Source organism: Maribacter sp. BPC-D8 (assembly GCF_035207705.1).
Lineage (GTDB): Bacteria > Bacteroidota > Bacteroidia > Flavobacteriales > Flavobacteriaceae > Maribacter.
Genome location: NZ_CP128187.1, coordinates 2,462,945 through 2,481,341, shown reverse-complemented (window position 1 = coordinate 2,481,341; position 18,397 = coordinate 2,462,945). Strand labels below are relative to the sequence as shown.

21 protein-coding genes are annotated in these 18,397 nt (G+C 33.7%); 13 read left to right on the top strand and 8 right to left on the bottom strand.

Going from position 1 to position 18,397, the window contains the following annotated elements; genetic code table 11:
* Nucleotides 1-82 precede the first annotated feature (82 nt).
* From QSV08_RS10925 to QSV08_RS10905, 5 genes are read left to right on the top strand one after another with little or no spacing between them, the layout of a single operon-like run.
* Nucleotides 83-1,021 (top strand): ABC transporter ATP-binding protein, encoded by a 939-nt coding sequence (locus tag QSV08_RS10925; protein ID WP_324023277.1) that lies wholly within the window; start codon nucleotides 83-85, stop codon nucleotides 1,019-1,021.
* Entirely contained in the window at nucleotides 1,014-2,357 is a 1,344-nt protein-coding gene (locus tag QSV08_RS10920; protein WP_324023276.1) for an ABC transporter permease, read from the top strand. Before QSV08_RS10925 ends, QSV08_RS10920 begins: the two co-directional genes overlap by 8 nt.
* Complete coding sequence (locus QSV08_RS10915; RefSeq protein WP_324028368.1) at nucleotides 2,357-3,292, top strand: mechanosensitive ion channel family protein; 936 nt, start codon at nucleotides 2,357-2,359, stop codon at nucleotides 3,290-3,292. Before QSV08_RS10920 ends, QSV08_RS10915 begins: the two co-directional genes overlap by 1 nt.
* Entirely contained in the window at nucleotides 3,279-4,160 is an 882-nt protein-coding gene (locus tag QSV08_RS10910; protein WP_324023274.1) for a DUF6268 family outer membrane beta-barrel protein, read from the top strand. The genes QSV08_RS10915 and QSV08_RS10910 overlap by 14 nt, the downstream gene beginning before the upstream one ends.
* Before the next feature lie 9 nt (nucleotides 4,161-4,169).
* Nucleotides 4,170-5,333 (top strand): sigma-54-dependent transcriptional regulator, encoded by a 1,164-nt coding sequence (locus QSV08_RS10905; protein ID WP_324023273.1) that lies wholly within the window; start codon nucleotides 4,170-4,172, stop codon nucleotides 5,331-5,333.
* A 10-nt stretch (nucleotides 5,334-5,343) separates the two neighbouring features.
* Here the strand turns inward: QSV08_RS10905 and QSV08_RS10900 are convergent, their stop codons facing one another.
* Nucleotides 5,344-6,039: a hypothetical protein gene (locus QSV08_RS10900; RefSeq protein ID WP_324023271.1), complete on the bottom strand. Its 696-nt coding sequence runs from the start codon at nucleotides 6,037-6,039 to the stop codon at nucleotides 5,344-5,346.
* Between the two features lie 184 nt (nucleotides 6,040-6,223).
* On the opposite strand from QSV08_RS10900, the gene QSV08_RS10895 reads away from it, so the two are divergent.
* From QSV08_RS10895 to QSV08_RS10885, 3 genes are all read left to right on the top strand, one after another.
* Nucleotides 6,224-7,102 (top strand): PPK2 family polyphosphate kinase, encoded by an 879-nt coding sequence (locus QSV08_RS10895; RefSeq protein WP_324023270.1) that lies wholly within the window; start codon nucleotides 6,224-6,226, stop codon nucleotides 7,100-7,102.
* Nucleotides 7,077-8,471, top strand: a complete 1,395-nt coding sequence (locus tag QSV08_RS10890) for a M20/M25/M40 family metallo-hydrolase (RefSeq protein WP_324023269.1) — start codon at nucleotides 7,077-7,079, stop codon at nucleotides 8,469-8,471. Before QSV08_RS10895 ends, QSV08_RS10890 begins: the two co-directional genes overlap by 26 nt.
* A 111-nt stretch (nucleotides 8,472-8,582) precedes the next feature.
* Nucleotides 8,583-9,515 (top strand): peptidylprolyl isomerase, encoded by a 933-nt coding sequence (locus QSV08_RS10885; protein ID WP_324023267.1) that lies wholly within the window; start codon nucleotides 8,583-8,585, stop codon nucleotides 9,513-9,515.
* Nucleotides 9,516-9,835: 320 nt separating this feature from the next.
* On the opposite strand, the gene QSV08_RS10880 is transcribed toward QSV08_RS10885, so the two are convergent.
* Nucleotides 9,836-10,030: a cold-shock protein gene (locus tag QSV08_RS10880; RefSeq protein ID WP_068486174.1), complete on the bottom strand. Its 195-nt coding sequence runs from the start codon at nucleotides 10,028-10,030 to the stop codon at nucleotides 9,836-9,838.
* A 130-nt stretch (nucleotides 10,031-10,160) separates the two neighbouring features.
* On the bottom strand, nucleotides 10,161-10,799 hold the full coding sequence (locus tag QSV08_RS10875; protein WP_324023266.1) for a peroxiredoxin: 639 nt from the start codon (nucleotides 10,797-10,799) through the stop codon (nucleotides 10,161-10,163).
* 111 nt (nucleotides 10,800-10,910) lie between these two features.
* On the opposite strand from QSV08_RS10875, the gene QSV08_RS10870 reads away from it, so the two are divergent.
* Complete coding sequence (locus QSV08_RS10870; RefSeq protein WP_324023264.1) at nucleotides 10,911-11,447, top strand: YfiT family bacillithiol transferase; 537 nt, start codon at nucleotides 10,911-10,913, stop codon at nucleotides 11,445-11,447.
* A gap of 4 nt (nucleotides 11,448-11,451) precedes the next feature.
* Here the strand turns inward: QSV08_RS10870 and QSV08_RS10865 are convergent, their stop codons facing one another.
* Both QSV08_RS10865 and QSV08_RS10860 read right to left on the bottom strand, forming a co-directional pair.
* Complete coding sequence (locus QSV08_RS10865) at nucleotides 11,452-11,979, bottom strand: GNAT family N-acetyltransferase (RefSeq protein ID WP_324023263.1); 528 nt, start codon at nucleotides 11,977-11,979, stop codon at nucleotides 11,452-11,454.
* A gap of 25 nt (nucleotides 11,980-12,004) precedes the next feature.
* On the bottom strand, nucleotides 12,005-12,568 hold the full coding sequence (locus tag QSV08_RS10860) for a thioredoxin family protein (protein ID WP_324023262.1): 564 nt from the start codon (nucleotides 12,566-12,568) through the stop codon (nucleotides 12,005-12,007).
* Between the two features lie 89 nt (nucleotides 12,569-12,657).
* Between QSV08_RS10860 and QSV08_RS10855 the strand changes: the two genes are divergently transcribed.
* The 4 genes from QSV08_RS10855 to QSV08_RS10840 are packed head-to-tail and all read left to right on the top strand — an operon-like array spanning nucleotide 12,658 to nucleotide 15,272.
* A complete protein-coding gene (locus tag QSV08_RS10855) occupies nucleotides 12,658-12,960 on the top strand; it encodes a phosphoribosylpyrophosphate synthetase (protein WP_324023260.1) in 303 nt (100 codons plus the stop codon).
* Entirely contained in the window at nucleotides 12,960-13,298 is a 339-nt protein-coding gene (locus QSV08_RS10850) for a tRNA-binding protein (protein WP_324023258.1), read from the top strand. The genes QSV08_RS10855 and QSV08_RS10850 overlap by 1 nt, the downstream gene beginning before the upstream one ends.
* Nucleotides 13,299-13,302: 4 nt before the next feature.
* The gene (locus tag QSV08_RS10845; RefSeq protein ID WP_324023257.1) at nucleotides 13,303-14,223 is read left to right on the top strand and encodes a bile acid:sodium symporter family protein; all 921 of its coding nucleotides are present in this window, start codon (nucleotides 13,303-13,305) and stop codon (nucleotides 14,221-14,223) included.
* On the top strand, nucleotides 14,220-15,272 hold the full coding sequence (locus QSV08_RS10840) for a lysophospholipid acyltransferase family protein (RefSeq protein WP_324023255.1): 1,053 nt from the start codon (nucleotides 14,220-14,222) through the stop codon (nucleotides 15,270-15,272). The genes QSV08_RS10845 and QSV08_RS10840 overlap by 4 nt, the downstream gene beginning before the upstream one ends.
* A gap of 85 nt (nucleotides 15,273-15,357) precedes the next feature.
* Here the strand turns inward: QSV08_RS10840 and QSV08_RS10835 are convergent, their stop codons facing one another.
* The 3 genes from QSV08_RS10835 to QSV08_RS10825 all read right to left on the bottom strand — a co-directional run bounded on the left by QSV08_RS10835 (nucleotide 15,358) and on the right by QSV08_RS10825 (nucleotide 18,254).
* Nucleotides 15,358-15,942, bottom strand: a complete 585-nt coding sequence (locus QSV08_RS10835; protein ID WP_324023253.1) for a hypothetical protein — start codon at nucleotides 15,940-15,942, stop codon at nucleotides 15,358-15,360.
* A 99-nt stretch (nucleotides 15,943-16,041) separates the two neighbouring features.
* Nucleotides 16,042-16,437 (bottom strand): PUR family DNA/RNA-binding protein, encoded by a 396-nt coding sequence (locus QSV08_RS10830; RefSeq protein ID WP_324023251.1) that lies wholly within the window; start codon nucleotides 16,435-16,437, stop codon nucleotides 16,042-16,044.
* A 65-nt stretch (nucleotides 16,438-16,502) separates the two neighbouring features.
* Entirely contained in the window at nucleotides 16,503-18,254 is a 1,752-nt protein-coding gene (locus QSV08_RS10825; RefSeq protein ID WP_324023249.1) for an ABC transporter ATP-binding protein, read from the bottom strand.
* Nucleotides 18,255-18,397: the final 143 nt, after the last annotated feature.

Below are 18,397 nucleotides of genomic sequence, written 5' to 3'. Positions count from 1 at the left end.
CTTTGTAATTCGTATTCTATAAAGGAATCATAAAGAGTATAGCTAGTCAAAACAATTCAATATCTTTGTAGAAATTGAGTACATGAGTCATATTTTGGTTGCTAATGATGTCACCAAACAGTTTGGGAGCCATACGGCATTGAAAAACGTTTCCCTTGAAATTCCTAAGAATAGTATCTACGGTCTACTTGGACCGAACGGGGCGGGTAAGACAACGTTAATTCGTATCATAAATCAAATTACATATCCTGATCAAGGTTCCGTTTATTTTGACGGGGAGCTACTTAAACCAGAACATATTGCGCAAATTGGGTATCTGCCTGAAGAACGTGGTCTTTATAAAAGTATGAAGGTTGGCGAGCAAGCACTTTATTTAGCACAACTAAAAGGATTGTCTAAAGCTGAAGCTAAAAAGCGCCTAAAATATTGGTTCGAAAGATTGGAGATCGGCGATTGGTGGAACAAAAAAATACAGGAGCTATCTAAAGGTATGGCGCAAAAAATACAGTTTGTTGTAACTGTATTACATGAGCCTAAGTTGTTAATTTTCGATGAGCCTTTTAGTGGTTTTGATCCTATCAATGCCAATATTATTAAAGAACAGATTTTAAGTTTAAAAGAGAATGGCACGTCTATTATATTCTCAACGCATAGAATGGAGTCTGTAGAAGAGCTGTGTGAATATATTGCTTTGATTCATAAATCAGAGAAAATATTAGATGGCAAATTAACTGACATCAAGAAAGCATACAAAAACAACATTTTTGAAATAGGTTTAGAGACAGCTAATGAGCAGTTGCTGCTAAATGATATGCAAGATAAATTTCAAGTGCTATCTCAAGATTATGATAGTATTGAAAAACAGTTGAACCTTAGGGTGCAATTGCCATCAAATGAATCTAGAGATATTTTAGCCTTTTTAGGTTCGCGTGCAAACGTAAATGGTTTTAAAGAAACGATTCCGTCTGCAAGTGATATTTTTATAAAGACCATTCAAAATAAAAATATCGACAATGAATAAATTACGACTTATAATTAAAAGAGAATACATAGCTAAGGTGCGTAATAAGTCGTTTGTGGTTATGACTTTTTTGAGTCCTTTTTTAATGGTAGGTATGATATTATTGATAGCATACTTAACTCAATTAAATGACACTGAAAAAAAGGTCATAGGGGTCTTGAATGAAAGTGGCTATTTCGCGAATGAATTTATAACTACTGATGCTACTTCTTATATCAATTTTAAAGATATTTCATTAGAACAGGCAAAGGACTCAACAGTTAGTTTAGGTTTTTATGGTCTAATTTATTTACCTAACGAACCTAATTTAGAACAAGTAGCGCAAAGAGCTTTCTTTTATAGTAAAGATGCGCCCAGTGCTACCGTTTTAGATAAATTAGAAAGTTCTATTACAGGTAGATTGCGGCAAGAAAGATTACGTGAGCTAGGCATGTCTCCAAAAGAATATGCTGAAATGGACCGTGGCTACAATATAAATATCGAAACTTTTGATGGTCTACAGAATATAAAAGGGATCAATGAGATAAAAGCGATTATTGGGGGTGCATTTGGCTACCTTATTATGATGTTCATTATTATTTATGGTGGCTTTGTAATGCGAAGTGTTATCGAAGAAAAAACTAGTAGAATTATTGAGGTTATTATATCATCTGTAAAACCGTTTCATTTAATGATGGGTAAGATTATTGGTACATCACTTGCTGGTATAACCCAATTTGCAATTTGGATTGTATCAGGAGCTATTTTGTTATTTATCGGTTTGGCTATTTTTGATATAGATCCTGCTAGTTTAACAAAAGGCGGTGGGGTTGCACCTGGTATGGCTAATGCTACAAATGTTGATGTAGATGCTCTTACCCAAAACATTCAATTATATGCGCAAGAAATTTTTGAGTTACCCATTTTTGCTATGTTGTTTTTTTTCATTGTTTATTTTATTTTGGGTTATTTAATTTATAGTTCTATCTATGCTGCTATTGGGGCAGCTGTAGATAATGAGACAGATACACAGCAGTTTATTTTTCCGGTGATTTTACCATTGATGTTGGCCATATATGTAGGGTTCTTTTCTGTGTTCAGCAATCCTAACGGACCAATAGCTGTTGCATTTTCCCTTTTTCCACTAACATCACCTATTGTAATGTTAATGCGTTTGCCTTGGGGTATTGGTGAAGGTGGCGTACCAGTATGGCAGTTGATAACATCAATTGTAATATTAATAGGTACTTTTATAGGTATAGTATGGGTAGCAGCGAAAATATATCGTGTAGGTATACTTATGTACGGTAAAAAACCAAGTTATAAAGAATTGTATAAGTGGCTTAAATACTCATGATGATTCAAGAAAGTGCAGAAACGATTAAAGAGATAATCGAGGATGATATTTGGGGGACTATTAAGAAATTTTTAGACCTAGGTTATCATTTTGGGGAAGGTGATAAATCTATTAACATTACCATAGGTTTGTTATTATTACTTACCATAGCATTTTTACTTACAAGTACTGTTCTACAAGCGATACGTAGATTTTTTACAAGAAAAATGGAAGCTGATGATAAGCTGAAGTTTATCAGCATATTTAAGTTCATTAAGTACTTGGTATATGTTATTGTGATTCTTTTTACCATGAGTGCCGCAGGTATAAATATTACTATTTTGATTACGGCATCTGCAGCTTTATTCGTCGGACTTGGATTAGCCTTACAAGAGATTTTTCAAGATATTATTGGTGGAATTTTTATCATTGTAGATAAATCGTTGAGAGTAGGCGATATCATTGAAATTGATAATAAGGTCGGTAAGGTTTTTGAAATTAAGTTACGTACTACTAGGGCGATTACAAGAGATGATAAAGTGATTATAATACCGAATCATAAATTCATTAGTGACATCGTTTATAACTACACGCAAAATCATAAGACCACGAGAGAATTAGTTCGTATTGGTGTGGCTTATGGCAGTGATATTGAATTGGTTACCGAAATACTTCTAGATATAGTTAAATCTCAAAGAAGTATTTTAAAGAGCCCAAAACCATTTGTAATATTTGAAGACTTTGGTGATTCTGCTCTCGTATTTACAATTAATTTTTATTTGACAGATAGTTTTACAGATCCACGTGTAAAAAGTGAAGTACGATATAAGATTGATGCTGAATTTAGAAAGCATAAAATATCTATTCCTTTCCCTCAAAGAGATGTTCATATATTTCAACAGGGTCCATTTCAACATAGCAATGTATCAAATACAGAGAATAATGAGAAAGCATAGCTGGGTTGTTCTTTCCGTGTGCTTATTGTTTTCTGCTATTAATTCGGTAATAGCGCAAACACCAGATGTCTTTAGGTTAGAATACATGTTGATGCCAGAAAATAGTGGCGACGTTGAAACATCGCGTATTAAGTTGGTGTTGAACGTGCCTATTGCGGTGCGAGATAAGAAAGATTTTTTGGTTCTTGGTGCGGAGTATAATCGATACAATTTTGAGGTTCCAGATGATTTATTTCCTAATTCTGGTGATTTAAGTAAGTTTCATGTATTAGATGTAAACTTAGCATACATGTATAAACTGACGGAGAGCTGGCGCTTAATTGGTGTGGTTACCCCAAGATGGTCTACTAATTTTGTTCAAGAATTACAGAACGAAGATTTTAATATGAACTATACCTTAGGTGCATATAAAAATGTGAAAAATGTAGATAAACCATACATGTTGGTTTTGGGTATTTCATACAACGGTACATCGCCAATAGACATACCATTACCATTTGTGTATTTCGAGAAACGATTTCATCCAAATTGGGCATATACATTGGGTGCGCCAAAATCGGGTATGAAGTATTTTACCAAAAAGGGTCATTTCTTTCAGACCGAAATATTTTTAGATGGGTATTATGTAAATATTCAAAACGATATTTTGTTGCCTGGTAATAATTTATCTACAGATGTTTCTTCTACGGCATTGTTATTGACAATAGGTTACCAGTATAAGATAACGAAGGATATGTCCGTTTACTTTATAGGCGGTCGATCTATTTATCAAAATAGTGCGTTACGTAACGAAGAAAGAGATGATATTTTCACTCTAAACGATGCCTCGGGTCTATATTTTAGAACAGGAATAAGAATAGGAATTTAAAAAGCAGTTATGTCAAAAATATTAGTAATAGAAGATGAAGCAGCAATTAGAAGGGTATTAGTCAAAATTTTATCCGAAGAAAATGATACATATTCTGTTGAAGAAGCCGAAGACGGATTAAAAGGTATTGAAACTATTAAGAACAATGACTATGACTTGGTGCTTTGCGACATAAAAATGCCAAAAATGGATGGCGTAGAGGTACTTGAGGCTGCTAGAAAAATTAAACCTGAAATTCCTTTTATAATGATATCTGGTCACGGTGATCTTGATACTGCTGTAAATACAATGAGATTAGGTGCTTTTGATTATATCTCAAAACCACCAGATTTAAATAGATTACTTACTACTGTTAGAAATGCCTTAGATAGAAAAGTATTGGTCGTAGAGAACAAAAACTTGAAGAAGAAGGTGAGTAAGAATTATGAAATGATTGGTGAGAGTAGCGAATTAGATACGATCAAAGACATGATCGAAAAAGTTGCGCCTACCGATGCCCGTGTTTTAATTACCGGGTCTAATGGTACAGGTAAAGAGCTTGTTGCACATTGGTTACATGAAAAAAGTGCTAGAAGTTCAGGTTCATTTATTGAAGTAAACTGTGCTGCTATACCTTCAGAATTAATTGAAAGTGAATTATTCGGTCACGTTAAAGGTGCTTTTACGTCAGCAGTGAAAGATAGAGCTGGTAAATTTGAGGCAGCCAATAAAGGAACCATATTCTTAGATGAAATTGGTGATATGAGCCTTTCTGCACAGGCGAAAGTGTTACGGGCGCTTCAAGAAAGTAAAATATCGCGTGTAGGTACAGATAAAGATATTAAGGTCGACGTGCGTGTAATTGCAGCTACGAACAAAGATTTAAAGAAAGAAATACAAGAAGGTAATTTTAGAGAAGATTTGTACCACAGGTTGGCGGTTATTCTTATTGAAGTACCTAGTTTAAATGACCGACGTGATGATATACCGTTATTAATTGAGCATTTTTCTAAGAAAATTGCTGCTGAGCAAGGTATGGCAGGTAAAACCTTTTCAGTTACGGCAATCAAAATGTTGAAAGCATATGATTGGACAGGAAATATTCGTGAATTAAGAAACGTTGTCGAACGTTTAATTATACTTGGTGGTCAAGAAGTGTCAGAAGATGACGTAAAATTGTTTGCCAGTAAATAATCAATAAAGCTTATTTAGCCGCAGCGCAATCTCCAATTTTGGTTAGGGCTTCTGCGGTAATTTCTTTAGTACGTAGATTGTAATATTTACTACCTTCAGAAATATTCGGATTCAGCAGTTGTGCTTCGCATTCATTAAAGATTTTACTAGCGAACGCAGTTGCGTCTTTGCAATTTACACTTTCAACAACCTTATCTAACGAAATACGATATTTTTCTAATGATGTATCGATGGTTTTGAATAAATCTTTCTTATTAATACTCTTTGTAACGGGTGTTTTGTTTACTGAGGAATTGGTGTTAATAGAAAGCTCGTCGTTACCGTATGCACTTTCGTGAGTGTCGTGAGATTCTAATACAAGAATTGTTTTATTTGTTAGTTCAATAGATGCATGTAAATAGTTGATTGTACCTTCTAAAGTCGTAGATTTTGTTGCAAGTGAAAGTACCTCCATATTTTCTAACATGCTTTCTTTTGCATATTTACACCCGCAAACATTTAATTGTTTTTTAGATTTTTCTAAAGCGCTTAACGCTTTATAGGCATAAAAGCGTGCCTGATTAATATCTTGAGTACCTAAAGCAGCGTTTATTTGAGATTTTGCATAACCCATATTAGAGTTAACATATTCGCACTCTACATTCGTGCGGAACGAGGATAACGATAGAAGTGCAATAGCACAGAAAAAAAGAATGTTTTTCTTCATAAGTAGGTAATTTATGTGCAAGATTTGGGATCTTACACGGATAAATTTAGATGCTTTACCTTGTTGAAAATATTATTTTCGATACAATACACTTCAATCACGATAAACGGAATTTGTGAGAATAGTATTACTTATCTTTTAGTGCCGAATTAGTATTCATTAATATTAAATTTTATATTTCAGAATGGATAAAATAAAAGTAGACAATTATAGTACCAATAAAAACTTTAAAATCTCTGATTATGAGACTTTTGAAGATTTTGGTAAGTCAGATAAAGAACTTAAAAAAGAATTATCAAAAATTAGAAGAGAGTTAGGCGAGTTTCAAGATACTATTTATGCCCATGGAAAATATAGTATACTAGTATGTCTACAAGGTATGGATACCGCTGGTAAGGATAGTTTAATACGCGAGGTGTTTAAAGATTTCAATGTTAGTGGTGTTGAGGTTCATAGTTTTAAAGTGCCTACAGAATTAGAGCTCAGCCATAATTACCTGTGGCGTCATTATTTAGTTCTACCGGCGAAAGGTAAATTCGGCGTTTTTAATAGAACCCATTATGAAAATGTATTGGTTACTAGAGTTCACCCAGAATATATATTGAACGAACATATACCTGGTATACATACGGTAGAAGATATCGACCAAAAATTTTGGGATAAAAGATTTGAGCAGATCAATGACTTTGAGCGTCACCTTGCTGAAAATGGGACTTTAATTTTTAAATTCTTCCTTAACCTTTCAAAAGAAGAACAACGTCAACGTCTGTTAAGAAGACTTGCGTTGAAAGAGAAACATTGGAAATTTTCACCAGGAGACTTAAAGGAGCGTAAACTGTGGGATGAGTATCAACATTGCTATGAAGAAGCTATCTCAAATACCACTCATGAGCATGCGCCATGGTATGCGGTACCTGCAGATAATAAAAAGGCAACGCGTATAATAATAGCATCTATTCTGTTAGAAGCGTTAAAAAAATACAAAGATATCAAAGAGCCTATGTTGAGCGATAAAATAATGGCTAATTTAGACAGCTATGAAGAACAACTACAAGGTGAATAGTAAACTTGTTTTATTTTTTGTAATTGCTTTCACATATGTGGGACTTTCGCAAAATTCGGACGAAGAACAAATAAAGAAACTTTATGATACAGCGCTGACCGAAGGTACAGGTTATGATTGGTTGAATTATTTGTCTAATCAAATAGGCGGGCGACTTTCTGGGTCAATTCAGGCGCAGCAAGCTGTAGATTATACCAAAGCTCAATTAGATTCTCTAGGTATAGATAAAGTTTGGTTACAACCTGTAATGGTGCCTAAATGGGTGAGGGGAGTACCAGAATTTGCTTATTTTGAAACAAGCCCTGGTACAACCACTAATGTTGCCATTTGCGCAATAGGTGGTTCAGTGCCAACTCCTTCCAGAGGTATAAAGGCAAATATCATAGAGGTTGAGGGTATTGAGCAGTTAGCAACCTTAGGTAAAGATAAAATTCAGGGAAAAATAGTGTTCTATAATAAACCGATGGATGCTACTCAGATAAATACCTTCACTGCCTATTCTAATTGTGTAGACCAACGTTATGCTGGTGCCTTAGAAGCTTCTGAATATGGTGCTGTGGGTGTTATTGTGCGTTCAATGAACCTTCGTTTAGATGATTATCCTCATACAGGGTCCATGAGTTATGGCGAACAGGCAGAATCTGAAAGAATTCCTGCTGCGGCAATTAGTACAAATGCAGCTGAATTATTAAGTACTTCTTTAAAATTGAATCCTGATATCAACTTTTATTTCAAACAGAGTTGTAAGCAGTTCAATGATGTTGAATCATATAATGTTATCGGAGAAATTAGAGGATCTACAAAACCAGAAGAAGTAATTGTTGTTGGCGGACACTTAGATTCTTGGGATTTAGGCGATGGTTCTCATGACGATGGCGCTGGTTGTGTTCAGAGTATGGAGGTTTTAAACCTTTTTAAGAAAACAGGTTATAAGCCAAAACGTACCGTAAGAGTAGTACTATTTATGAACGAAGAAAATGGTCTCAGAGGTGGTAATAAATATGCTGAAATTGCTAATGCCAAAAATGAAAAACACATATTCGCATTAGAAAGTGATTCTGGAGGATTTTCTCCTCGCGGATTTACTTTTGATAGTTCTGATAAAGATTTCGAAAAAGTACTAGAATGGAAACCTCTTTTTGAACCCTACTTTGTACACTATTTTGAAAAAGGATATAGTGGGGCAGATATTGGTCCGTTGAAAAAAGAAGGATTAGTAATGGCAGGTTTACGACCAGATTCTCAACGCTATTTTGACCATCACCATGCAGAGAACGATACATTTGAACATGTTAATAGACGCGAACTGCAATTAGGTGCCGCATCTATGGCTAGCTTAATATACTTAGTAGATAAATACGGATTTTAATCTCAGTCACTGCATCAACAATAGTAAAGCAATCAATTTCTGGTTTTGGAGGTAACGAAATGTTCAAATCGTTAAATTTCTTTACCTTTGTCAGATATAAAAAAAACAATAATGGAAGACGGAATTTACGCCAAGTTCAATACAAATAAAGGCGAAATACTAGTAAAATTAACTCACGATAAAACTCCTGGTACAGTAGGTAATTTTGTAGCCTTAGCTGAAGGAGATAAAGAAAATAGCGCTAAAGGTAAAGGTGAGCCGTATTATAATGGTTTGAAATTTCATAGGGTTATTCCAGATTTTATGATTCAAGGTGGCTGTCCTAAAGGTCAAGGTACTGGTGACGCTGGTTATAAATTTGATGATGAATTTCATCCAGAATTAAAGCATGATGCACCTGGTGTACTTTCAATGGCTAATTCTGGTCCTGGTACTAATGGTAGTCAGTTTTTTATTACGCACGTACCAACGCCTTGGTTAGATAATAAACACACTATTTTTGGTAAAGTTGAGTCAGGTCAAGATGTTGTAGATGCTATTGCACAAGACGATGTTATAGAATCTTTAGAAATTGTAAGAGTTGGTGATGCAGCTAAGAAATGGGATGCATTAAAAGCTTACAAAGATTTCAATTCTTCTGGTGAAGCAAGATTAGCTGATGAAAAAGCAAAGCAAGATGCTGAGCTTGATAAAATAGCAGCAGGATTTGATGCTACGCCATCAGGACTTCGTTATAAGATGATTCAGAAAGGTGATGGAGCTAAAGCTGTAAAAGGTGAAAAAGTTTCTGTACACTACGAAGGTTCTCTTTTAGATGGTCAAGTTTTTGACTCATCTTACAAGCGTAATTCTCCTATAGATTTTCAATTAGGTATCGGTCAGGTTATACCAGGTTGGGATGAAGGTATTGCTTTACTTCAAGTAGGTGATAAAGCACGTTTTGTAATTCCTTCTGATCTAGCATATGGATCTGCAGGAGCAGGCGGAGTAATACCACCAAATGCTACACTGATCTTTGATGTAGAATTAATGAAGGTAGGTTAAGCAACCTAGATACTTTAAAATACCAATGAAACACCTATATCATTTGATATGGGTGTTTTTTTTGTGATTACTTTTTACGAGTAATGAAACTACCTAAAAGTAAAATGATATTTACTATCATTAAAACTAAAAATACGGTCAAAAATGTGGTCATAAATACATGGTATAAGGTCGGGGAACCGTTCTTGTTTAATCAATAGATATGTATTTGTATAAAAGGTTGCGTTTAAGTTGAACATTTTTTTTTAAAAATATAAGACACAAAAAAAACCCGAACCAATTGGTTCGGGTTTTATACTATAAAAAAGTTAAGTCGTTACCTAGTCAAGTACCTTCACATTAACGGCGTTTAATCCTTTTTTACCTTGTTGTAGTTCAAATTCTACAACATCACCTTCACGAACTTCATCGATTAAGCCAGAAATGTGTACAAAATGATCTTCGTTTGAACCATCTTCAGTGATAAATCCGTAACCTTTAGAATCATTGAAGAATTTTACTGTTCCTTTACTCATAATAGAAAAATTAAATATTAATTAAAGCACGAAGATAGTTTTTTTTTTGTTTAAAAACTTAAATTCTTGTATGTTATCTTAAGGTTAACAATTTTTATCTAATGTATTGAGTATGAACTCGTTTTTAGACCTATGCAGTAGGGTCTGGTGTCATTCTCAAATATGGTTTAACCTCTGTAACTCCCTTTGAAAAAATATTTTTTGCATCAGCGGTAGATATAGCCGGACTCACTACTACATCTTTGCCATGTTCCCAATTTGCTGGTGTTGCAACCTTATGGTTAGCTGTAAGTTGTAAAGAATCTATTACTCTTAACAGCTCATAGAAATTTCTACCTGTAGATGCTGGGTAGGTTAATGTTAGTTTCACAGATTTATCTGGTGCAATAATAAATACAGAACGAACCGTAAGATTATTATCTGCATTTGGGTGAATCATATCATATAAATGAGATACCTTCTTGTCTTCATCTGCAATAATCGGAAAATTAACGACCGTATTTTGCACTTCATTAATATCCTTGATCCATTCTGCATGCGAGGCTGCACCATCAACACTTAGTGCAATCATCTTCACATTTCTCTTGTCGAACTCATCTTTGAATTTCGCCGCCGTACCTAATTCAGTGGTACAAACAGGAGTGAAATCTGCTGGGTGAGAAAATAATATTCCCCAACTGTCACCTAGGTAATCGTACAAATTAATTGTGCCCATTGAGCTATCTGCTGTGAAATTTGGTGCTTTGTCACCTAAACGTATTGTTGCCATAATAATATGATTTTGTATGTTTATTTTAATATCCTATAAAATTAGTAGATTATATAATGTTGAGCATAGGTTTTAGGTTAAAAGTCTATTAAAATTTTCTACTTTTAGTTTATGAAAGATTTAGAAAAATTAAAGTATCCGATCGGGCATTTTGAATGTCCTGAAAATATTTCAAAAGATGATATTTCAAATTGGATAAATGTATTAGAAACATTACCTAAACGTTTGTCAAACCTTGTGCATAATTTTTCTGAAGAACAGCTAAATACTCCTTATCGAGAAGGCGGATGGACCGTTAGGCAAGTAATACACCATATGGCAGATAGTCATCACCATAGTTATACCCGTTTTAAATGGGCATTGACAGAGAATAGACCGCTCATTAAAGTTTATGAAGAAAAGTTGTGGAGTGAACTGATAGATGCCAAGACAGCACCAATTTCTTTATCGCTTTCTTATTTAACAGCATTACATGCCAAATTGGTTTATTTATTAAATCACCTTGAATCGGCAGATTTTGAAAAAAGTTATATACATCCAGTGGGGAGTGTTAATGTTTCTGTGGCAGAAAATATTGGTAAATATGCATGGCATAGTAACCACCATTTTGCGCACATAGAAAATTTGGCTTTAAGTAAAGGTTGGTAAAACTTTATAAATCTTTTCTAAGTAAATACATTGGTTTTTCTTCTTCAATAACATTGTTGAAGGGTACTTGCGTGTTTGCAGCAATAGAGAAAGAATGTGATAAATAGAAGGGTAGTGCCAATCCTTTTTGCATTGACTCTAGAAAAATTGCCTTTTTAGAATGGTCTGTAGCAATTTGTTTAACAAATTTTAGGGTTTTGGAACCTATGCCTTTGCCCGAAAATTCGTTAAGAATATAGATTTTATCGAGATATAAAGCATCAGCTTTGCTATAATCTTGTAGTTGTTTATGTAATGTAACTTTTAGTATACCTACGTAGTTAGAATTTAATTTTATCAGATATAAAGCGGTGTCTTCGTCTTTCTCTTCATATAAGAGTACTTCTTTAGTAAAACTATTTTCAAGATAGGTAGTTGTGTCACCATTAGGCCAAAGATGTCTGTAATGTTGATTATAAGCTTTTGTACCTATTTCAATATACGTGTTGTAATGTTCTGGCTTCAGTAGTATAAACTGAATGTTATTCTCCATAATCTAAAATAAAAAGAGACTATAATTAAACGTTAGATTTCCATTTAATATTACAACCGATACTAGGTTTTTGAACAGGATTAATTTCTTCTCCTTTTAAAATTTTTTCAATGGCACTTCTAAGATCTTTACCTGTTAACGGTAATCCGTTCCCCGGTCTAGAGTCGTCTAATTGACCTCTGTAAACCAATTTTAATCCTTCGTCAAAAAGAAAAAAATCTGGTGTACAAGCGGCATCATATTTTTTGGCTACCGATTGGTCTTCATCATATAAATAAGGGAATGTATAATTTTCGGCTTTTGCTTTTATTCTCATGAATTGTGGGTCATCTTCTGGGTACTTCTCTACATCATTACTAGATATAGCGATAAAGTGAACACCTTGTTTCTGATATTCTAAAGCCATTTTAGTAATTTCAGGATTTACATGAATAACAAATGGGCAATGGTTGCAAATGAACATAATCACCGTTCCTTTACTACCATTTAAAGAATGAAGATTCATGGTTTTTTTGCTAACCGTATCTAACAGACTAAATTCTGGAGCTACCGTACCCAACGCTAACATTTTACTTTCTGTTCTTGCCATATCAACTAATAATTTATGGTACTAAGTTAACGATTATATTAAGCTTGTCTTTTCTTTATGGAATTCATAAACCTATAAAAATTACTAATATGGAAAATTCATATATTTCTTTATCGATCGCAATTAAAGCATTACAAGAAGAAGGTTACACAGAAGATTTTAATTTGTGTGACGCTGGTGTAGAAAACAAAAGCAAGAAACATATTCATAATGCTACTGAATTAGATGTGGTAAAATTCTATCGTTTTGAAGGTATGAGCAACCCCGATGATAATACCATTTTATATGTCATTGAAACGAGTACCGGTGAAAAGGGACTATTAGTAGATGCTTACGGTATGTATGCGGGTAATGTACCTAAAGATTTGATAGAAAAGCTTAAATTGAGCTAATGGAAGAAACGATTACATGGCAAGATTTTAGTAAAATTGATATAAGAATAGGAACTATTGTAGCTGCTTTAGACTTCCCAGAGGCCCGAAACCCTTCGTACAAGTTACATGTAGATTTTGGTGATGAAATTGGGGTTAGAAAAACATCAGCTCAGATAACAGAAAAGTATAATAAAGAGGATCTTATTGGACTGCAAGTTACCGCTGTTGTTAATTTTCCTAAAAAACAAATTGCCAATTTTATGAGTGAATGTCTTATATTAGGTGCTGTAGACAATAGTTCTGTGGTGCTTCTTCAACCTCAAATGAAAGTGCCCAACGGATTAAAAATTTCCTAATTTTTTGACTGATAATATCTTAGATAACATTCATATTAATTTTGATTCAGGTTCATTATGGATTATGAACCTTGTTTTAAGTTTGGTCATGTTTGGCGTAGCCTTAGAAATATCAATATCAGATTTTAAGCCTTTATGGTCAAAACCAAAGGCATTATTAGTAGGTTTATGTAGTCAATTTCTTGTATTACCCGCATTGACTTTTTTATTGGTATTTGTTATCGAACCCCTACCAAGCATTGCTTTGGGTATGTTTATGGTAGCTGCGTGCCCTGGTGGTAATATTTCTAATTTTATATCTTATTTATCTAAAGCGAATACGGCATTATCTGTTAGCCTTACTGCCATCGCTACTATGTTAGCGGTTGTTATGACTCCCTTAAATTTTCATTTTTGGTCTATGTTTTATGAGCCAAGTGCGGGTCTTATTCAAAACATTTCTATAGCACCTATAGAAATGATAAAATTGGTTTTTCTATTATTAGGTTTGCCTTTGCTATTGGGTATGTATGTCAATTATAAAAAACCAAAAATCGCTTTGAAAATAGCTAAGAAGCTAAAAGTAGTATCCTTAGTGTTTTTTATCTGTCTGGTATTTATCGCATTATATAATAACCGCATCATCTTTATGGACTATATTTTTTATGTCTTTTGGATTGTTTTAATTCATAATCTAGTTGCATTTTCTACGGGATACAGCCTTGGACGAATTTTTAAATTACCAGAGGATAGCCTTCGGTCGATAACCATAGAGACAGGTATACAGAATTCTGGATTAGGTTTGCTATTGATTTTTACTTTTTTCGACGGATTAGGGGGTATGGCACTTATTGCTGCCTTTTGGGGTGTTTGGCATATTGTGTCTGGTTTAATTTTGGCTGCTTTTTGGAATAGAAAATCAGTTGCTAAAGAGACAATAGCGTGAGTGCAATCATATATTCATTAGTGAAATCTGTAGTAAAAACGGGACTCTACGGCTATCATAGGAAAATCCATATTTCAGGGCTAGAACATATACCTAAAGATAAACCGGTAATGTTTCTACCTAATCATCAAAGTGCATTGATTGATGTATTACTAATTGCTACAGACTGTAATAGAAAACCTTACTTTCTAACGCGTTCAGATGTTTTTAAAGGCAATTTATTGAAACGTGTGTTCTCTTACTTTCAAATGCTACCAATTTACAGAATGCGAGATGGTAGAGATACGCTTTCTAATAACGACGCCATTTTTAATTCATGCGCAGAAATTTTAAGTAGCGGAGAAGCATTGCTTTTGTTTCCCGAAGCCAATCATAGTCTTAAACGCAGCGTTAGACCATTGAGTAAGGGGTTTACCAGAATACTCTTTAGAACTTTTGAAATGTACCCAGCGTTAGATGTTCAGTTGATTCCTGTTGGGTTTAATTATAAGCATGCAGCTCATTTTCCAGATGAGGTGGCTATTTGTTATGGAAAGCCAATTTCGGCAAGAAGTTTATTTGATGAGAATGATTTGAATACATCTGTCATTACTATTAAAAATGAGATTTCTACGAGTTTAGAACATCTAACGACTCATATTCCAAGTAATGTTGATTATGATGCTATTTTAAATGGGTTGAAGTCAGAAAAGGTCGATTTTATCAATCCTACTGCAGTCAACGAAAAGATAAAGATGTTGACCCAGCAAGGTGTCGATAGTTCAATTGATCTTGCTTCAGAAAAGCAGGGTTTCAATATGTTCAAATGGATATTCGCATTGCTAAATTTCCCTATAGTATTAATTTGGAAATTATGGTTGAAGTCAAAAGTTCCAGAAGATGAGTTTATGGGTACGTTTAGGTTTGCATTTGCAATGATATCTTATCCTATTTATATGGTTTTATTGTTTGCGGTGATAGCAATATTCTTTACTTCTTATATCGCAGTAATAGATATATGTATGTTGGCTTTGATAAATTTAGGGTTGGTGAAGTATGGTTTGCGATAGAGTATCGCTTGGGTCAGGTCAAGCAGAGTCGTCATTTTATTACCCATTACTGGACTTAAAACCGGAGCTTATAAATCGTTATCCTTTAGTCAGATTGGTGTATCCAAGAAAGCTTCCCATTTCGATATGTTATAATTCCTCCACCTGCTTCTTCTTTCCCAACGTATATACTGGGTCTCTCCAAACTCACGGATTTTTCGCTAAGCAACTCACCATTTTCTACTAAAATTTCAAATGTCTTTTTATCAGATACAACGCACCATAAATTTACCCAACCAATTGCATTAGGAAGCCCTTTGTATTTATCTTTTCCACAGCCAATTGAAATTAAATCTTCTCCTTTTTCTTTGATTATTAGTTTAGGACAATCTTTGTTGTCAAAATATACTTTTTCTATTAACCCGTTTCCATTCAAATCAATGCTAATTGTATCTGCCATACAATACTCTTTATAGTTTTTGAATTCAAAAAACTCAGGATGAGCACAATTAGAACCTATCATATTTTTAAATTCTGACGAATCAGTATTTTTCTTAGTTAAATCTTCATTTCTTTTCTCAATAATTTGGGTTTCAATTTTCTCAATATTTGAATCACGATTATCTTTTTTGTCATTTTTACAACTTGATATTGCGGCTAGTATAAAAAAGTAAAAGAGATAAAATTTCATTTAATTAGTTTTCAATTTTTTTCGCTAGAGTCAAATACTCACAAAATAAAAACGACCCTTAAATAAGGGTCGTTAATTATTTAAAGAAAATTTTAAAGATTAGATGTCTTCGAAACTTACATCTGTAAAGCTAGAGGTATTTGTAGTCGTATTTTCTACAGGTACTTCAGCTTCAACTTCTACTTGAACTTCTTCTTTTTTAAAGTCTTTTTGGTGTCTTTCTGAAATTACTTCTGATCCTTTTTCGTTAATGATGAAATCCATCATTTCTTCAACATTCTCTTTAAAGGCATCGAAGTCTTCTTTGTATAAATAAATTTTATGCTTCTTGTAATGGAATGAACCATCGTCATGTGTAAATTTCTTACTTTCTGTAATCGTTAAATAATAGTCCCCAGCCTTTGTACTTCTTACATCGAAAAAGTACGTTCTTCTACCTGCGCGTAAAACTTTGGAGTGAATTTCTTCCTGATCTGATAAATCTCTTTCGCTCATTTCTAATGTTTAGTGTCGTTATGCTATCAAAAATGAAAAAAAAATCGTTATCCGACAACAATTTTCTAACTTTCTTTCTCTGAGAGCTGTTTGCTGTAGAGGTCTTTATAATACCCTTCTCGAGTATTTAATTCGTCGTGAGTACCTTCTTGAATGAGTCTACCGTCATCTAGAACCAGTATTTTATCGGCATTTTTAGCAGAAGAAACTCTATGACTTACAATTAATGTAGTTCTATTCTTAGATGCCTTTTTAAGATTATTTAAAATTTCTTCTTCCGTTTCTGTATCTACCGCAGAAAGACAATCATCGAATAAATAAATTTGTGGTTTCTTAATTAATGCTCTTGCGATAGAAACACGCTGCTTCTGTCCGCCACTTAATGTAATACCTCTTTCACCTAATACGGTGTCGTATTTTTTAGAGAAGCCCATTATATTTTCGTGAACCACGGCATCTTTGGCGATGTCCATTATTTCTTGATCCGTAGCGTCTTCTTTTCCGAATTTAATATTGTTCTTTATACTATCAGAAAATAGAAAAGCATCTTGTGGTACAGCACCAATAGATTCTCTTAAAGTGGTTATGTCAATATTTTTAATAGGCTCGTCATCTATTAAAATTTCGCCTGATGTAGTATCGTATAATCTAGCTACTAAATCTAGAATAGTAGATTTACCTGATCCCGTTTTACCTATAATAGCTGTAGTTTCCCCTTCGTTTATGGTAAATGATAAATGTTTTAAGGCATTGATGTTAGTATCTTGATACGTGAAATCAACATCTCTAAATTCAATTTTACCTTTTACCGTATGCTCGTGAGTGGGTGTGTTTTTAATTTCCGATTCTTGATTTAGAAATTCGTTGATACGTTCTTGACTGGCAGCAGCTCTTTGAACAATAGATGTAAGCCATCCTACAATTGCAACGGGCCACGTTAACATGTTTACATATAATATAAACTCCGCAATCAGACCAACTTCAATTTCACCGGCTAAGTATTGTTTTCCTCCTATATATATCACCAAAATATTACTGATACCTATTAGAAGAATCATTAAGGGGAAGAACCAAGCATTTACTTTTGCCAAACTAACACTCTTCTCTTTTCCTTCAATAGCAAGTTTTTCTAAGTCTTCATTAGTTTGTGGTTCTAGCGCATATGCTTTTATAACCGATACACCTGAAAATATTTCTTGTGTAAAAGTCGATAACGTAGATAAATACTGCTGTACTATTGTACTTCTCTTATGTATTACCTTACTTATTTGATATATTAAAACGGATAGAAAAGGTAATGGTAATAAGGTATAAGCTGCCAAGGTTGGTGCTTTAATAAACATTAGCGGTATTAAACAAGCAAATAAAGTTAGTGTCTGTATGCCGTACATAATAGCCGGACCCGCATACATACGTACTTCATTTACGTCTTCACTTATTCTGTTCATTAAATCGCCAGTTCTATTTTTCTTATAGAAGTTTAAGCTTAGTTTCTGGTAGTGATCGAATATTTCGTTTTTAAGGTCGAATTCTATATATCTAGAAATATTGATAATTAATTGACGCATTAAAAAAGTGAAGAATCCAGATAGTAAAGCAGCACCTACAATTATAAGAATGTATTCTAATAACAATTCTTGAGCTGTTGATTTTTCTATTTCTGCCTTTATATATTGCTCAACTACCGTTATAGAGTTATTCACGTAAGACGGCATGATCAATTGAAATAGCCTTGCGATTATGGTTATGATGATCCCGAAAAAAAGCTTAAGCCAGTATTTTTTAAAGTATTTATTTAGATGCTTAAGTTCTTTCATAAGTTGTAGAAAAGATAATAGTGTAAAATTCTAAACGCAAAGATAGTTTTTTGACCTAAAACGATATGTTATAAATAAGCTAAGATAAATACGATTGCTATTGTGACCCTTTAAATAGATACTTACCTTTGCGGCTTTATTTA

What these genes read in the sequence shown, in the direction of transcription:
- QSV08_RS10855 (WP_324023260.1), top strand. Translation starts at nt 12,658, where the DNA reads ATGGAAAATTCATATATTTCTTTATCGATCGCAATTAAAGCATTACAA.
- QSV08_RS10885 (WP_324023267.1), top strand. Translation starts at nt 8,583, where the DNA reads ATGGAAGACGGAATTTACGCCAAGTTCAATACAAATAAAGGCGAAATA.
- QSV08_RS10915 (WP_324028368.1), top strand. Translation starts at nt 2,357, where the DNA reads ATGATTCAAGAAAGTGCAGAAACGATTAAAGAGATAATCGAGGATGAT.
- QSV08_RS10825 (WP_324023249.1), bottom strand. Translation starts at nt 18,254, where the DNA reads ATGAAAGAACTTAAGCATCTAAATAAATACTTTAAAAAATACTGGCTT.
- QSV08_RS10830 (WP_324023251.1), bottom strand. Translation starts at nt 16,437, where the DNA reads ATGAGCGAAAGAGATTTATCAGATCAGGAAGAAATTCACTCCAAAGTT.
- QSV08_RS10875 (WP_324023266.1), bottom strand. Translation starts at nt 10,799, where the DNA reads ATGGCAACAATACGTTTAGGTGACAAAGCACCAAATTTCACAGCAGAT.
- QSV08_RS10865 (WP_324023263.1), bottom strand. Translation starts at nt 11,979, where the DNA reads ATGGAGAATAACATTCAGTTTATACTACTGAAGCCAGAACATTACAAC.
- QSV08_RS10900 (WP_324023271.1), bottom strand. Translation starts at nt 6,039, where the DNA reads ATGAAGAAAAACATTCTTTTTTTCTGTGCTATTGCACTTCTATCGTTA.
- QSV08_RS10920 (WP_324023276.1), top strand. Translation starts at nt 1,014, where the DNA reads ATGAATAAATTACGACTTATAATTAAAAGAGAATACATAGCTAAGGTG.
- QSV08_RS10860 (WP_324023262.1), bottom strand. Translation starts at nt 12,568, where the DNA reads ATGGCAAGAACAGAAAGTAAAATGTTAGCGTTGGGTACGGTAGCTCCA.
- QSV08_RS10910 (WP_324023274.1), top strand. Translation starts at nt 3,279, where the DNA reads ATGAGAAAGCATAGCTGGGTTGTTCTTTCCGTGTGCTTATTGTTTTCT.
- QSV08_RS10925 (WP_324023277.1), top strand. Translation starts at nt 83, where the DNA reads ATGAGTCATATTTTGGTTGCTAATGATGTCACCAAACAGTTTGGGAGC.
- QSV08_RS10895 (WP_324023270.1), top strand. Translation starts at nt 6,224, where the DNA reads ATGGATAAAATAAAAGTAGACAATTATAGTACCAATAAAAACTTTAAA.
- QSV08_RS10890 (WP_324023269.1), top strand. Translation starts at nt 7,077, where the DNA reads ATGAAGAACAACTACAAGGTGAATAGTAAACTTGTTTTATTTTTTGTA.
- QSV08_RS10905 (WP_324023273.1), top strand. Translation starts at nt 4,170, where the DNA reads ATGTCAAAAATATTAGTAATAGAAGATGAAGCAGCAATTAGAAGGGTA.
- QSV08_RS10850 (WP_324023258.1), top strand. Translation starts at nt 12,960, where the DNA reads ATGGAAGAAACGATTACATGGCAAGATTTTAGTAAAATTGATATAAGA.
- QSV08_RS10870 (WP_324023264.1), top strand. Translation starts at nt 10,911, where the DNA reads ATGAAAGATTTAGAAAAATTAAAGTATCCGATCGGGCATTTTGAATGT.
- QSV08_RS10835 (WP_324023253.1), bottom strand. Translation starts at nt 15,942, where the DNA reads ATGAAATTTTATCTCTTTTACTTTTTTATACTAGCCGCAATATCAAGT.
- QSV08_RS10880 (WP_068486174.1), bottom strand. Translation starts at nt 10,030, where the DNA reads ATGAGTAAAGGAACAGTAAAATTCTTCAATGATTCTAAAGGTTACGGA.